Origin of the sequence: Serratia sp. (in: enterobacteria) (genome assembly GCF_052400455.1) — a bacterium.
Taxonomy (GTDB): Bacteria; Pseudomonadota; Gammaproteobacteria; order Enterobacterales; family Enterobacteriaceae; genus Serratia; species Serratia ureilytica.
Genome location: NZ_CP185812.1, coordinates 438,934 through 452,744, shown reverse-complemented (window position 1 = coordinate 452,744; position 13,811 = coordinate 438,934). Strand labels below are relative to the sequence as shown.

The window sequence follows — 13,811 nt, the reverse complement described above, 5'->3', positions numbered from 1 at the left end:
AATCAATACGTCGATTTAAAGTATAGACCGCGCCCAATGCAGCTTCTTGCCGAAACCAAGGGTGTTGTCGGTCATCTTCACCTCGTGCAGATCCAACCGCCATACCGAGGCCTTCATCGCCCTGGCGATCGGGAAGCGCTTGCAGTAACGCGCGCGCGCCGCCTCGGCCTCTTCGCCGCTCAGCAGCACCGCCTCGGCGCGGTATTGCACGCCGCGGATCAACGCGATGCTTTTCGGTTTCGGCGCGATGGTGCCAACCACCCGGCCGTTGTTCAGCATCAGCCCGCCGTGGCGGGTGTGCGGTTCGGTCATCAGCCACAGCGCCATCGTCGCGGCGTCGAACACGTAAAAACAGTTGGCGCACCACATGTCGAGACCGTCGCCGGCGCACAGCGTCAAGACGTGTTGCTTGCCGATGAAATCCGCAATCTGCTGCCGTTGTTCTGGGGTATTCAAGGTTACTCGCCTCCCTGTTCACTCACTTCATCTTACCCTGCGTTGTTGAAGCGAGTCACAAATAACGATAATCACCAAAAATCCCATGCGAATATAAAATCACAATATCTGTATTTTTACTCATTTCAGCATCAGGCGGGTTTATAACATAAAAAAACAAACCGGATTTATTTGATCGTTAGGCAACCGATTAATTGCGCCATTTTTTTATTCCCATCCTGACGGCACGCAAATTTAGCGCGTCTGCCCGGCGCCGATTAGCAATTTATTTACATGCTCATTTGTCTGCCTGGCCGCAGTTTATGCAACTCACTGCATAATCAATGAATAGTTATTTATAAACACCGGCATTTATGTGATGAAAATCACGATTTTCTGCCAATCTTGCGTTAAAATAGCGCCATCTTTTCACTCAGCAAGGTGGATTAGAAAATGGAAAACAATAACCGAAAAATGGCGCACATCAGGCGCACAACCCATATTATGATGATGGCTCATCGCAGCTGCTTTAGTTTCGCATTCTTCAACTACAGATAACCCTCACCCCCTCGCTCTTACGCCGTTGTTAAGAGTGTCTTTGCGTTTCACTTTATTCTCCGCACTCCGGTGATAATGTCTTTCCCCCGTAAACCGGGAAGGGCGCGCAATACATTTTTAATACCGTCAAAGAGCCTCCAAGAAAAATAAAACAAAGAACACAGTTAATGTCTTAGGGCATCACTGGGTTCTCGTACACCTTTATTTTCGTGAAGGCATTAGCGGCAAATGAAATTATTTGCCGGCGGAATGCCTTTGCCTGAAGAATGAGAAAAATGAAAAAATTAAAAATTGCCGCCAACACCCAAACCCTCGGCTGCTTTGAAACTGAACGCGACATCGTCGATGTGCATCACAGCGATTTCAATGACGTCGCCGCCATCGTGCTGTCGGTGGAGGACGTCGCGCAAGGCATGGTGGCGCGCATCGAAGAACACGGCCTGAACATTCCGCTGTTCGTCGCCGTCTGCTGCGAAGAAGAGCTGGATAACGCCGTCTTGCCGGCGCTGCACGGTGTGTTTGAACTGTGCGGCAAGAATACCCAGTTCTACGGCAAACAGCTGGAGGCCGCCGCCGCCAAATATGAGAGCGAACTGCTGCCGCCGTTCTTCAACACGCTGACGCAATACGTAGAAATGGGCAACGCCACTTTCGCCTGCCCCGGCCACCAGGGCGGCGAGTTCTTCCGCAAACATCCGGCGGGCCGCCAGTTCTTCGACTTCTACGGCGAAACGCTTTTCCGCTCCGACATGTGCAACGCCGACGTCAAACTGGGCGATCTGTTGATCCACGAAGGCGCGCCTTGCGCTGCACAGCAGCACGCCGCCCAGGTGTTCAACGCCGACAAGACCTACTTCGTGCTCAACGGCACCTCGGCCTCGAACAAGGTGGCGACCAATGCCCTGCTGACGCGCGGCGATCTGGTGCTGTTCGACCGCAACAACCATAAATCCAACCACCACGGCGCGTTGATCCAGGCCGGCGCCACGCCGGTTTATCTGGAAACCGCGCGCAACCCGTTCGGCTTTATCGGCGGCATCGACGCGCACTGCTTCGACGAACGCTACCTGCGCCAACAGATCCGCGAAGTGGCGCCGGAACGCGCTAACGAAGCCCGCCCGTTCCGCCTGGCGATCATCCAGCTCGGCACCTACGACGGCACCATCTACAACGCCCGCCAGGTGGTCGACAAAATTGGCCACCTGTGCGACTACATCCTGTTCGACTCCGCCTGGGTGGGCTATGAGCAGTTCATTCCGATGATGAAAGACTGCTCGCCGCTGCTGCTGGAGCTGAACGAAAACGATCCCGGCATCATCGTCACCCAGTCGGTGCACAAACAGCAGGCCGGCTTCTCGCAAACCTCGCAGATCCACAAAAAAGACAAGCATATCAAGGGGCAGAGCCGCTACTGCAACCACAAGCGCTTCAACAACGCCTTTATGCTGCACGCCTCCACCAGCCCGTTCTATCCGCTGTTCGCCGCGCTGGACGTCAACGCCAAGATGCACGAGGGCAAGAGCGGCCAGCGCCTGTGGCAAGAGTGCGTGCGCGTGGGCATCGAAGCGCGCAAAATGCTGCTGGATACCTGCACGATGATCAAACCGTTCGTGCCGGATCAGATCGACGGCAAGCCGTGGCAGGCCTATGACACCGCGGCGATGGCCAACGATCTGCGCTTCTTCAACTTCGTGCCCGGCGAGAAGTGGCACGCCTTTGAGGGCTATGCCGAGTCGCAGTACTTCGTCGATCCATGCAAGCTGCTGCTCACCACGCCGGGCATCGATACCGCCACCGGCAGCTACAGCGAGTTCGGCATCCCGGCGACCATTCTGGCCAACTACCTGCGCGAAAACGGCATCGTGCCGGAAAAATGCGATCTCAACTCGATCCTGTTCCTGCTGACGCCGGCGGAAGACATCGCCAAGATGCAGCACCTGGTGGCCCTGATCGCCCGCTTCGAGAAGCACATCGAGCAAAACTCCCTGCTCAGCGAGGTGCTGCCTGCGGTCTATAAAAACCACCAGCAGCGCTACAAAAACTACACCATCCGCCAGTTGTGCCAGGAAATGCACGATCTTTACGTCAGCTACGACGTTAAAGAACTGCAAAAAGAGATGTTCCGCAAAAGTTATTTCCCGCGCGTGGTGATGAATCCGCAGGACGCCAATACCGAGTTCGTACGCGGCAATGTGGAATTGGTCTCGCTGGCCAAGGCCGAGGGGCGCATCGCCGCCGAAGGCGCCCTGCCTTACCCTCCTGGCGTGCTGTGCGTGGTGCCCGGTGAAATTTGGGGCGGCGCCGCGCAGCGTTATTTCCTGGCATTGGAAGAAGGCATCAACTTATTGCCGGGATTCGCGCCGGAATTGCAGGGCGTTTATATCCAACAGGATGAGGACGGCTGGAACCGCGCTTACGGCTACGTCATGAAAAATTAATCACCTTACGGGGCGGCGATTATTCTCGCCGCCCGGATCGCATCCTAAAAGAGAAAATGATCATGAGTAAGTCCAACAATAAAATGGGGGTCGTGCAATTAACGATCCTGACCGCCGTGAATATGATGGGTTCCGGCATAATTATGCTGCCGACCAAGCTGGCCGAAGTGGGCACGATTTCGATCGTTTCCTGGCTGGTGACCGCCGTCGGCTCGATGGCGCTGGCCTACGCGTTCGCCAAATGCGGCATGTTCAGCCGTAAATCCGGCGGCATGGGCGGCTACGCCGAATACGCCTTCGGTAAATCAGGCAACTTCATGGCGAACTACACCTACGGCGTTTCGCTGCTGATCGCCAATATCGCCATCGCCATTTCCGCCGTCGGTTACGGCACCGAGCTGTTCGACACCACGCTCAGCCCGCTCGGTATCTGTATCGCCACCATCGGCGTGCTGTGGCTGGCGACCGTCGCTAACTTCGGCGGCGCGCGCATCACCGGCAAAATCAGCGGCATCACCGTCTGGGGCGTGATCATTCCGGTGGTGGGCATCTCGGTCATCGGCTGGTACTGGTTCAGCGGCAGCGCCTACGTCGCCGCCTGGAACCCGCATCAGGTGCCGACCTTCGAAGCCATTGGCGCCTCGATCTCAATGACCCTATGGGCGTTCCTGGGGCTGGAATCCGCCTGCGCCAACACCGACGTGGTGGAAAACCCGGAGCGCAACGTGCCGATCGCCGTACTGGGCGGCACACTCAGCGCGGCGGTGATCTATATCGTTTCGACCAACGTGATCGCCGGCATCGTGCCGAACATGGATCTGGCCAACTCCACCGCCCCGTTCGGGCTGGCGTTCTCCCACATGTTCAATCCGACGGTCGGCAAGATCATCATGGCGTTGATGGTGATGTCCTGCGTCGGCTCGCTGCTCGGCTGGCAGTTCACCATCGCCCAGGTGTTCAAATCCTCCGCCGACAGCGGCTTCTTCCCGAAAATCTTCTCCAAGCTGAGCAAGGCCGACGCACCGGTTAAAGGCATGCTGACCATCGTCGTCATCCAGAGCGGTTTGTCTCTGATGACCATCAGCCCGTCGCTGAACAAGCAGTTCAACGTGCTGGTGAACCTGGCGGTGGTGACCAACATCATCCCTTACATCCTGTCGATGGCGGCGCTGGTCATTATTCAGAAAGTGGCGAAGGTACCGGACAACAAGGCGCGCATCGCCAATATCATCGCCGGCATCGGCGCGCTGTACAGCTTCTATGCGCTTTACAGCTCCGGTGAGGAAGCGATGATGTGGGGCGCCATCGCCACCTTCCTCGGCTGGACGCTGTACGGCATCGTCTCGCCGCGCTTCGAGCTGGCGGGAAAAAAGGGGTAAAGCGGTAAGGCTCCGGCGGCCGGGGATGGGATTGTGACGGCGAACATGCCATCATACGCCGACCCTGGCCACCGAAACGGCGTACGATGACCGACACTACCCCCACTCCCTGGCACCTCTACATGCTGCGTTTACCGAGCGGCATGCTGTATACCGGCATCACCACCGACGTGGCGCGCCGCCTGGCGCAACATCAGGCCGGCAAAGGCGCCAAGGCGCTGCGTGGTAAAGGAGAGCTGACGCTGGCGTTTCACTGCCAGGTGGGGGATCGCTCAACGGCGCTGAAGCTGGAGTACCGCGTCAAACAGCTGAGCAAAATACAAAAAGAGCGGCTGGTGAATCACCCGCCGCTGTCGTTGGCGTATCTATTGCCGGTCGTTAAAAGCGATTAAACGGCGCCGAAAAAGCCACTTCGCCGCTGACGCCATTCAGAGCGTCTTGCGCCAGCGGATACACCTGGAATGCGCTTTCCGTGTCCGGCCAGCGGCAGTGCAGGCCATAGGCGGCGGCCGGTTTGAAACCGAAGCGGCCGTAGTAGGCCGGATCGCCCAGCACCACCACCGCGGCGTAGCTGAATTCGTTCAACGAATCCAACCCTTCGTACACCAGCTTTTCAGCCAGCCCCTGACGGCGCAGGCTTTCGTCTACCGCCAGCGGCGCCAGCGCCACCCATTGGCGATCTTCGCCGGCCACGTCTACCGGGCTGAACGCGGCATAACCCACTACGCCGCCTTCGTCGTCAGTGGCGACCACGCCCAGCGTCAGCAGGCCGTCTTCGCGCAGCTGCTGCACCAGGTCGGCTTCGTCATCTCGGCCAAAGGCGCGGCGCAGCAAGGCGTCGATGCCCGCCGCGTCTACCGGGATCTCTACGCGGATCAGCATGATGCCGCCACACGGGAAGCCGACGCCGTGCCCTCCTGCAGCCCTGCTTCGACAAAATCAGCCAACTGCAACAGCCCCATGCGCAGCGGCGCAGGCATGCTTTCCAGCTCAATGGCGTCCATCAAATTTTTCACATACAGGCCCAATTCGGTATCCCCTTCAATCTGCAGCCGACGCTGAAAGAACAGCGTATCCGGATCTTGCTTACGCGCCGCGATCAGGATCAGATCGTTGGCGTCGCCGCTGAAGCTGACGTCCGCTTCGGCGTGCTGGCTGACCACCAGTTTGTCGTTTTCTACCGTCATAAACCATTGTAGCGCCAGATCGCGAACTTCGATCTTTAACCAGCGCGATTCGAGAAATTCCAGATCGCCATCCGCCAACGCCTGGCGGAACTGCCAGCTCAGCACCTGTTGCAGCAGTTGGCGCTGCAGAGCGAACGGCGTGAATTTCAGCGGGATGCGCAGCAGCGACGGCCCCTGGCGCACAAGACGTGCTCGTAGTTGTTCCAACACGGTCATCCACTCCTTTCAATACGGACTACCGCTATTTTGCCACACTGACGCGCGGCTTCAGCGGTCTATATCAACAAATAGTGCATTTCACCGCCATGTTTATCAATACGCCATAAGCTGCCTCAAATCAAAACCCGTGCGCGCCCCTTTGCCTAAAATGGCCTCCCCGATTCGCGTTTGCCGGCGGAACACCGTCGTCGGCAACCTTTAAAGACAGCGTGCGCCCGGCCGGGCGTACGGCTAAGCCAGGATAAATCTATGGAGCTGCTTTGTCCCGCCGGCAACCTGCCGGCCCTGAAGGCCGCGGTGGATAACGGCGCCGATGCCGTTTACATCGGGCTGAAAGACGATACCAACGCGCGCCACTTCGCCGGCCTCAACTTCACCGAGAAAAAGCTGCAGGAAGCGGTCGATTACGTGCATCGCCACGGCCGCAAACTGCATATCGCCATCAACACCTTCGCCCATCCCGACGGCTACGCCCGCTGGCAGCGTGCGGTGGATATGGCCGCCCAACTGGGCGCCGACGCGTTGATTCTGGCGGATCTGGCGATGCTGGAATACGCCGCCCAGCGCTACCCGCAGCTGGAGCGCCACGTTTCGGTGCAGGCTTCCGCCACCAATGAGGAGGCGATCCGTTTCTACCAACGCAACTTCGAGGTCGGCCGGGTGGTGCTGCCGCGGGTGCTGTCGATGCACCAGGTGAAACAGCTGGCGCGTACCAGCCCGGTGCCGCTGGAAGTGTTCGCTTTCGGCAGCCTATGCATCATGGCAGAGGGGCGCTGCTACCTCTCCTCCTACCTGACCGGCGAGTCGCCGAACACCGTCGGCGCCTGTTCGCCGGCGCGATTCGTGCGCTGGCAGCAAACCGCACAGGGCATGGAGTCGCGCCTGAACGACGTGCTGATCGACCGCTATCAGGACCACGAAAACGCCGGTTACCCGACGCTGTGCAAGGGCCGCTATCTGGTGGACGACGTGCGCTACCACGCGCTGGAAGAGCCCACCAGCCTCAATACCCTGGAGCTGCTGCCGGCGCTGCTGGCCGCCAACATCGCTTCGGTGAAGATCGAAGGCCGCCAGCGCAGCCCGGCTTACGTCAGCCAGGTGGCGCGCGTCTGGCGCCAGGCGATCGACCGTTGCCAGGCCGATCCGGCCGCCTACCGCGCCGACGCCGCCTGGATGGAGACGCTGGGCGCGATGTCCGAAGGCACCCAAACCACGCTGGGCGCCTATCACCGCAAATGGCAGTAGCCGGAGGAAACATGAAATACGCACTCGGGCCGGTACTCTACTACTGGCCGAAAAACGACATCGCAACGTTCTATCAACTGGCGGCGGACAGCAGCGCCGACATCATTTATCTCGGCGAGAGCGTCTGCGCCAAGCGCCGCGAGATGAAGGTCGGCGACTGGCTGGCGCTGGCGCGCGAAATCGCCCGCAGCGGTAAACAGGTGGTGATCTCCACGCTGGCGCTGCTGCAGGCGCCGTCCGAACTGAATGAGCTGAAACGCTATGTGGAAAACGGCGAGTTCCTGTTTGAAGCCAACGATCTGGGCGCGGTGAACATGGCGGCGGAGCGCGGCTTGCCGTTCGTCGCCGGCCATGCGCTGAACTGTTACAACGCCTATACCCTGCGCCTGCTGCGCCGTCAGGGCATGATCCGCTGGTGCATGCCGGTCGAGCTGTCGCGCGACTGGCTGGCCAATCTGCTGACGCAGTGCGACGAGCTGGGCTTCCGCCACGACTTCGAGGTGGAGGTGCTGAGCTACGGCCATCTGCCGCTGGCCTATTCCGCGCGCTGCTTCACCGCCCGCTCGGAGAACCGCGGCAAGGACGAGTGCGAAACCTGCTGCATCAAGTATCCGCAGGGCCGCATGATGCGTTCGCAGGAACAACAACAGGTGTTCGTACTCAACGGCATCCAGACGATGAGCGGTTACTGCTATAACCTCGGTAACGAGCTGCCGAACATGCAGGAGCTGGTGGACATCGTGCGGCTGTCGCCGCAGGGCGCCAAGACGCTGGCGCAGATCGATGCCTTCCGCGCCAACGAGCGCGGCGAGCAGCCGCTGGCCTTGACCGACCACGCCGACTGCAACGGCTACTGGCGCCGCGTGGCCGGGTTGGCGTTGGTGGAGTGATGGAGGCCGGCGCCGGGCTTTCCCTCGCCAGAGAGGCCTTTCAACGCTATTATTCAGCTGGCCGCCCGCGAGGAGAATGCGCCCGAAACCACACATCGGGCGCATTCAGCCAGAACAACGGCAGGCGATTACCCTTTCAACGCAATTCGCTTTAATGACTGCCACAGGCGTTCTTTATCGCCAACTTTCAGGTGGGTTTGTTCCAGGGATTTCATAAAAACAAACCTGTCATTAAAGCGCTCGCCTTTCTTCAATTTATTGCTGACGCTGGTCAAAATCTGGGTATTCAGCCGGCTGATTTTCGCTCTCACACTGTCCAGCGATTCAGGCTGCCAGCCGTTTTCCGGCGCCGACAGCCAGTCTGCCCGGTAGCGATACTGAATCGCTTTGGCCGCATCCATTTGCGCCTGTATAAAAGGAGCCACCGACTTGCCATCCAATCCCAATGCTTCCGCCTCGCGGACTGAGTTGGCCAATACGTTGGCCTCCTGAGGCAAATCCTCAATGGCCAGATGGTTGTTTGCCTTATACCCGGCAACGTCTTTCATGTAAGACAATCGCTGGTTAATCAATGAGGCGGTCTCGTCGGTTTGAACAGGCTTTGCCACCGCCGTGATAGAGAAAAATAATCCAGCCAAAAGCAGCAACCCTCTCGTCACTTTAAAATCCATTTAACCTCTCCTGTCACAGCCCTGTTGGCAGTGGTTTTTGGCTCGCAACGAAATTCGCTATGCGTGCATAATCTTTTGCCACCGCCGGATGTTTGCGCCCGGGAAGAAACTCGAAGCTGCAGCGCTCGCCGTCTTTCACTAACTGCGACGCCAGATTCCTGACCTTCAACCTTGGGTTATCCCCTATGCGCTGGAAGATCTCTTTCTCAAGATCGGTACTGTCCGGCTCCGCCCGCTCCTCGCGGCTGCCTAAGAGCAGCGATAACCAATCAATGCTTGCGGCAAGCTTAACATCGCCTTCGGGCAGCACTGCGCCATTCGCCCACCAGAGCGCGGGACTGGCGGCAACATAGCGCTGAAAAGCCGTTTGATGATGAAACGCCACGTATAAGGTGAAATGCCCGCCAAACGAATGCCCCGCCAGCGTTTGCATTTGCTTATTGACCTTAAAACGACATTCGACCCATGGTTTGACGACATCCTGAATAAATCGATAAAATTGCTCCGCTCCGCCCCCGTCTTTAAAGCGCTCGCTGCCATCGCTCACCGTATAGTCAAATGTGCGAGCCGCCTTAATATCGACCCCCTCCTGATAACCGATCCCAATATAAAGCACAGGGGATACATCATCACCGTGATAACCCGCCTTAATTAGGGTCTCAAAGTGTCTGTTGGCATCTAAAAAATACAACGGATTTAATTCGTTGCACCCAACATGCCGTTTATCGCATGCCAGGAAGACCTTATATTTTTGTCCATGATATTCAAACAGAACCGTTTGAACGCTTAATTTACCCGTCATACATCATGCTCCTTCATATTTGTTACATAACGGCACCTATCTGAAACATCCCGTTTACAGACCAATCTCATGACTATGAGCGAGCAATCCATTTAATTATCCTACAATTAATGATTTCCGCACGCTAAGATCGTAAATCCCGAGGAGTTCATCACACACATAAACAATTAAGAAAACTTAATCATTTTAGGCGAAATAGAAATATAACAATTAAAATTGGATAAGCAATGTTCTATCCCGGCAAATATCACTTTTGGCTAAATAGTCGAATGGTTATTTTTTAGGGATGATAAATTTGAAAGAATTAGGAATAGCCTTATCAAAAAGAGAACATAACACTGCAACACAAACAGGCGTGATTGAAGGTGTGCGTGATTGTCGGCGGGCCAGACCGAATTTCAAGAAGGGGTTGCTGCGTGCCGCTAGCGAGTAAAGCTTATGCGCGGCCGAAACCCGATTGCCGGGTTGTGGTCGCTTTGCGTTATCCCCGCCGGCCGCGGGGATAACGCAATACCCCATTGGATTAATTATCTTTTAACGTCACCGGGAAAGGCATCAATGCCTCCCCCTTACGCCCGCCGCTTCCTGAACATCCCGCGCAGCGCCACGCTGTTGCGCAAGAAGGCCACGCCGAAGCCCAGCAGGGTGTAGACCACGCCGAGTATCAGCATCATCACCACGTCGCCCCATACTTCATTCAACGACAGCCCCATCTGGTTGACGCCGGCGATCGCCTTGGTGCCCCAGGTGGAGGGAATGCTGTACGAGATGGCGCGCACCCAGGCCGGCATCGACTGCAGCGGCCAGATGGTGCCGGACAGGTAGAAGACCGGCGTAGTGATGAACGCCAGCGTCAGGTAGATCATCTCGACGCTGCGCAGGCACTCGGTCACCAGCTTGCCCAGCCCCAATACCGCCAGCAGGAACGGGAAGGTCAGCAGCAGCAGTTCGGCGATGTTCGCCGTCTGCCTATAGCCCAATACCCACGGCCACAGCACGAACAGCACGATCGACAGGAACAGCCAGATCGGCAGAAGCGCCGTCAGCCCGCCGAGGTGCGCCGCCAGCGGCGCTTTGCCACCGGGCATGCTCTTCATGGCGATATTGACGCGGATACAGGCGATCAGCAACGAGTGCTGCAACAGCATCACCAACAGACCGGGGAAGATGATCGCCGCAAAGCTGATGCCGGGGTTGAACACGTCCAGCGTTTGTCCCAGTATCGGCGTCAGCAGTATCTGCGCCTGCCGTTCGCTGAAGCCGCTGCGCAGCAGCAGCCCGTTGTTGTACTCCGTCAGCAGCTGCTGATAGGCCGCCACCACGTCTTGTTGGATCTGGCCGTTGGCCAGGCGGTTGGTGGCGTCGCCGTAGACCGGCACCACGATGTTCTGCCCGCTGAGGATCTTCTTCTCCAGATCCACCGGCATGATGATCACCGCAAACAGCTTGCGCCAGCTGAGATCGCGCTGCGCCTGTTCCAGGCTGTCGTAGGTTTCAATCGCTATCTTGGAGGTGGCGTCCAGCTGGCGGATCAGCTGCCGGCTGGCGGTGCTGTGATCCTGATCGACCACCCCCACCGGCAGATCCCAGACCGTGCGGTTGGCGTACACCAGGCTCATGATGCACAGCGACAGGATCAGCATCAGCCACACCGGCCGCTCCAGCATGCCGAGCAGCACCTTAACGAAGGTTTGCCAATAGAGCTTCATCCGGCGTCCCCCTCTTTTGCCAGCCGCGCCGGCAGGCGATTGCGCACCAGTAGCGCGGCCACCAGCGGATAGACCGCCAGCAGCGCGCACACGCTGAAGATGGCGCTGGCGTGCACCTGCCGCAGGAACACGTCAAACATCGCGTACAGCGCGTGGGTCAGCGGTTCGATGTTGGAAATGATGCGCGCCGGCAGCGGCATCGACAGCTCAGGCACCGCCATGCCGGAGAAGGTCATCGCGATACTGACCAAAATACCGATCAGGCTGTACGCGGTGATGGTACTGCCGGTAAAGGTGTACAGCAGCAGGCCGATGCTCTGCGCCGCCATCACGTAGAACAGGCCGATCATCAGCATAAACAGAGGATTGCCGCTGACGCGGGCGTCAAAGATGCCCACCAGCGCCGCGATCTCCACCATCAGCAGGGTGGTGAAACACAGCGTGTACGGCGCCAGCTTGCCGAGTAGCGCCAGGCTGAACGGCTTGGCCTGCAGCAGCGACTTGCTGCGCGCCAGCACGTAGATCATGCAGGTCACCGCGAACAGCTGCAGCAGATGGATGGTGGCGGCGAACTGCTGGTAATAGATATAGCTGCCGCTGGCGTTGAACAGGCTGCCGTAGGAGAGCGTCACGTCCGCCAACGGCGGCAGCGTCTTGCCCATCTCGGTGGCGATGATGCTGCGGGTGCTGGCGTTGATTTCGTTCATCAGGCCGCCAAAGTCCTGGGTGGAGTACAGCCCGGCGCCGTAGAACAACGCATTGTAGTACATCACCACGCTCGGCTGTTTGCCCGACAGCGCGTTGGCCTCAAGATCCGGCGGGATATACAGCAACGCGTAATCCTGCGCGCTGCGCAGGCGGCTCAGCGACTCCGGCAACCCGCCGCCGTAAGCCTCGACGTGGGCGTGCGAACCGGCGTCCAGCCGCCGCGTCAGCGATTTGGACAGCGGGCTGTGATCGCTGTCCACCACCGAGACCGGCAGATCGAGCAGCGTGCCTTCGGAGAAGTTGCTGCTGATCAGCGCAAACAGGATCAGCGGAAAGATCCAGCTCAGCCAGTGCACCACCGGGCTGCGAAAGGCGACGCGACACTCTTTGTCGAACGCGTGACTGAAGCAGCGCCAGCCGGCCCTTACTCTTTCCATTGCCATAAGGTGCTCATCCCCGGACGCAGGCCGTCCACCGGCTGTGACGGATACAGGCGCACTTCGAAGGTTTTCAGGTCGAAGTCGCCGGTGGCGCGGGTGGCGCGTTTGGTGGCGTAATCCCCCAGCGGCGCGATGTAGCGCACCTCGGTGTCGATCATTTTGTCCTTCAGCGCCGGCACCCGCAGCTTGACCTTGTCGCCTTTGCGCACGTGGGCCAGGATGTCTTCACGCAGGTTAAACACGAAGTAGGCGTCCGGCACCCGGATCAACGTCACCAGCGGGCTGCCGGCGTTCAGCAATTCGCCCACTTCGGCCGGGATCGGCCCCACTTCGCCGTCTACCGGCGCTTTCACCTGCAGATCGTCGCTCTGCGCCTGGATCTGCAGCAGGTTCTCTTCCGCCGCCCGCAGCGCCGCCGCATATTGCTGCCGCTGCTCGACGCGGTCGCCGTTGATGCCTTCATCCAGATTGGCCTTGGCGGCCTGCACCTGTTGGAAGGCGGTGTCGCGCGACCGGCGCGAAGCGTCCAGCTCGGACTTCGAGATATAGCCCTTGCCGGCCACGCTCAGGTTCCGGTTGTAGTCGTTTTGCGCATTGCGGTACTGCGCCTCGGCCTGCGCCAGGTTGGCGCGCAGGTTGCGGATGCTCTCTTCACGGGTGCCGTGCAGCGACAGCTCGAGCTGCGCCTTGGCCTCGTCGCGCGTCGCCTGTGCGGAACGCAGTTGCGCCATCAGTTCGGGGCTATCAAGTTGAATGATCAGTTGGCCGCTTTTCACGTCGTCGCCGCGTTCGATCAGGCGTTCAACGACCCGGCCTTTCGCCTTGGATGCGACGATCACTTCGGGGGCATCCACTTCACCCTGCAGCAACAGATCCTGATTGTGCGCGCGGAACAGGATCGCCAATGCGATCGCCGCCAACATCAGCAACAGGGTAAACAGCGTCTTTTTTTTCATTATGTCAGCTCCCGGAACGGTAAGCGGCGGGCGGGGATAATCATTTCCATGTCTCAAATTGCTCCAAAAAACACCATTGCACTCATGAGGATATCACAAGCACATATCTCCTCTTTTATAACTATAAATTGGATTATGCTTTTAACACTAAAAAGCATCTTTTTTTCGGCCTTT

The 13,811-nt window shown here is 58.4% G+C and carries 14 protein-coding genes; 6 read left to right on the top strand and 8 right to left on the bottom strand.

What is annotated here, in order from left to right; all coding sequences use genetic code 11:
* Window positions 1-15 precede the first annotated feature (15 nt).
* Entirely contained in the window at window positions 16-456 is a 441-nt protein-coding gene (locus tag ACORQT_RS02115; RefSeq protein WP_015376428.1) for a YhbP family protein, read from the bottom strand.
* Between the two features lie 432 nt (window positions 457-888).
* On the opposite strand from ACORQT_RS02115, the gene speFL reads away from it, so the two are divergent.
* The 4 genes from speFL to ACORQT_RS02095 all read left to right on the top strand — a co-directional run bounded on the left by speFL (window position 889) and on the right by ACORQT_RS02095 (window position 5,202).
* A complete protein-coding gene (gene speFL, locus ACORQT_RS02110; protein ID WP_004933443.1) occupies window positions 889-993 on the top strand; it encodes a leader peptide SpeFL in 105 nt (34 codons plus the stop codon).
* A gap of 275 nt (window positions 994-1,268) precedes the next feature.
* Window positions 1,269-3,431, top strand: coding sequence for an ornithine decarboxylase SpeF (speF, locus tag ACORQT_RS02105; RefSeq protein ID WP_164057561.1), 2,163 nt, complete (start codon window positions 1,269-1,271; stop codon window positions 3,429-3,431).
* A gap of 62 nt (window positions 3,432-3,493) precedes the next feature.
* Window positions 3,494-4,810: a putrescine-ornithine antiporter gene (gene potE, locus ACORQT_RS02100; RefSeq protein WP_033648789.1), complete on the top strand. Its 1,317-nt coding sequence runs from the start codon at window positions 3,494-3,496 to the stop codon at window positions 4,808-4,810.
* A gap of 86 nt (window positions 4,811-4,896) precedes the next feature.
* Window positions 4,897-5,202: a GIY-YIG nuclease family protein gene (locus ACORQT_RS02095; RefSeq protein ID WP_025305084.1), complete on the top strand. Its 306-nt coding sequence runs from the start codon at window positions 4,897-4,899 to the stop codon at window positions 5,200-5,202.
* On the opposite strand, the gene ACORQT_RS02090 is transcribed toward ACORQT_RS02095, so the two are convergent.
* Window positions 5,189-5,692, bottom strand: a complete 504-nt coding sequence (locus ACORQT_RS02090) for a GNAT family N-acetyltransferase (RefSeq protein WP_099783280.1) — start codon at window positions 5,690-5,692, stop codon at window positions 5,189-5,191. The genes ACORQT_RS02095 and ACORQT_RS02090 overlap by 14 nt on opposite strands.
* Window positions 5,686-6,207 (bottom strand): ubiquinone anaerobic biosynthesis accessory factor UbiT, encoded by a 522-nt coding sequence (gene ubiT / locus ACORQT_RS02085; protein ID WP_033644181.1) that lies wholly within the window; start codon window positions 6,205-6,207, stop codon window positions 5,686-5,688. Before ubiT ends, ACORQT_RS02090 begins: the two co-directional genes overlap by 7 nt.
* A 258-nt stretch (window positions 6,208-6,465) precedes the next feature.
* On the opposite strand from ubiT, the gene ubiU reads away from it, so the two are divergent.
* Together ubiU and ACORQT_RS02075 are read left to right on the top strand one after the other, a co-directional pair.
* Window positions 6,466-7,461, top strand: coding sequence for a ubiquinone anaerobic biosynthesis protein UbiU (gene ubiU, locus ACORQT_RS02080; RefSeq protein ID WP_016929314.1), 996 nt, complete (start codon window positions 6,466-6,468; stop codon window positions 7,459-7,461).
* Between the two features lie 11 nt (window positions 7,462-7,472).
* Window positions 7,473-8,351, top strand: a complete 879-nt coding sequence (locus ACORQT_RS02075) for a U32 family peptidase (protein WP_042783540.1) — start codon at window positions 7,473-7,475, stop codon at window positions 8,349-8,351.
* Window positions 8,352-8,479: 128 nt separating this feature from the next.
* Here the strand turns inward: ACORQT_RS02075 and ACORQT_RS02070 are convergent, their stop codons facing one another.
* From ACORQT_RS02070 to ACORQT_RS02050, 5 genes are all read right to left on the bottom strand, one after another.
* Complete coding sequence (locus ACORQT_RS02070) at window positions 8,480-9,022, bottom strand: chorismate mutase (protein WP_042783539.1); 543 nt, start codon at window positions 9,020-9,022, stop codon at window positions 8,480-8,482.
* Window positions 9,023-9,035: 13 nt separating this feature from the next.
* Entirely contained in the window at window positions 9,036-9,824 is a 789-nt protein-coding gene (locus tag ACORQT_RS02065; RefSeq protein WP_047025094.1) for an alpha/beta hydrolase, read from the bottom strand.
* 569 nt (window positions 9,825-10,393) lie between these two features.
* Entirely contained in the window at window positions 10,394-11,533 is a 1,140-nt protein-coding gene (locus tag ACORQT_RS02060) for an ABC transporter permease (protein WP_016929316.1), read from the bottom strand.
* Window positions 11,530-12,684 (bottom strand): ABC transporter permease, encoded by a 1,155-nt coding sequence (locus ACORQT_RS02055; protein WP_042783536.1) that lies wholly within the window; start codon window positions 12,682-12,684, stop codon window positions 11,530-11,532. Before ACORQT_RS02055 ends, ACORQT_RS02060 begins: the two co-directional genes overlap by 4 nt.
* A complete protein-coding gene (locus ACORQT_RS02050; protein WP_033638900.1) occupies window positions 12,666-13,637 on the bottom strand; it encodes an HlyD family secretion protein in 972 nt (323 codons plus the stop codon). The genes ACORQT_RS02055 and ACORQT_RS02050 overlap by 19 nt, the downstream gene beginning before the upstream one ends.
* Window positions 13,638-13,811: the final 174 nt, after the last annotated feature.

Excerpts from the sequence above, each read along its gene's own strand:
- speFL (WP_004933443.1), top strand. The coding sequence starts at position 889 with ATGGAAAACAATAACCGAAAAATGGCGCACATCAGGCGCACAACCCAT.
- speF (WP_164057561.1), top strand. The coding sequence starts at position 1,269 with ATGAAAAAATTAAAAATTGCCGCCAACACCCAAACCCTCGGCTGCTTT.
- potE (WP_033648789.1), top strand. The coding sequence starts at position 3,494 with ATGAGTAAGTCCAACAATAAAATGGGGGTCGTGCAATTAACGATCCTG.
- ACORQT_RS02095 (WP_025305084.1), top strand. The coding sequence starts at position 4,897 with ATGACCGACACTACCCCCACTCCCTGGCACCTCTACATGCTGCGTTTA.
- ACORQT_RS02090 (WP_099783280.1), bottom strand. The coding sequence starts at position 5,692 with ATGCTGATCCGCGTAGAGATCCCGGTAGACGCGGCGGGCATCGACGCC.
- ubiU (WP_016929314.1), top strand. The coding sequence starts at position 6,466 with ATGGAGCTGCTTTGTCCCGCCGGCAACCTGCCGGCCCTGAAGGCCGCG.
- ACORQT_RS02075 (WP_042783540.1), top strand. The coding sequence starts at position 7,473 with ATGAAATACGCACTCGGGCCGGTACTCTACTACTGGCCGAAAAACGAC.
- ACORQT_RS02070 (WP_042783539.1), bottom strand. The coding sequence starts at position 9,022 with ATGGATTTTAAAGTGACGAGAGGGTTGCTGCTTTTGGCTGGATTATTT.
- ACORQT_RS02065 (WP_047025094.1), bottom strand. The coding sequence starts at position 9,824 with ATGACGGGTAAATTAAGCGTTCAAACGGTTCTGTTTGAATATCATGGA.
- ACORQT_RS02060 (WP_016929316.1), bottom strand. The coding sequence starts at position 11,533 with ATGAAGCTCTATTGGCAAACCTTCGTTAAGGTGCTGCTCGGCATGCTG.
- ACORQT_RS02055 (WP_042783536.1), bottom strand. The coding sequence starts at position 12,684 with ATGGCAATGGAAAGAGTAAGGGCCGGCTGGCGCTGCTTCAGTCACGCG.
- ACORQT_RS02050 (WP_033638900.1), bottom strand. The coding sequence starts at position 13,637 with ATGAAAAAAAAGACGCTGTTTACCCTGTTGCTGATGTTGGCGGCGATC.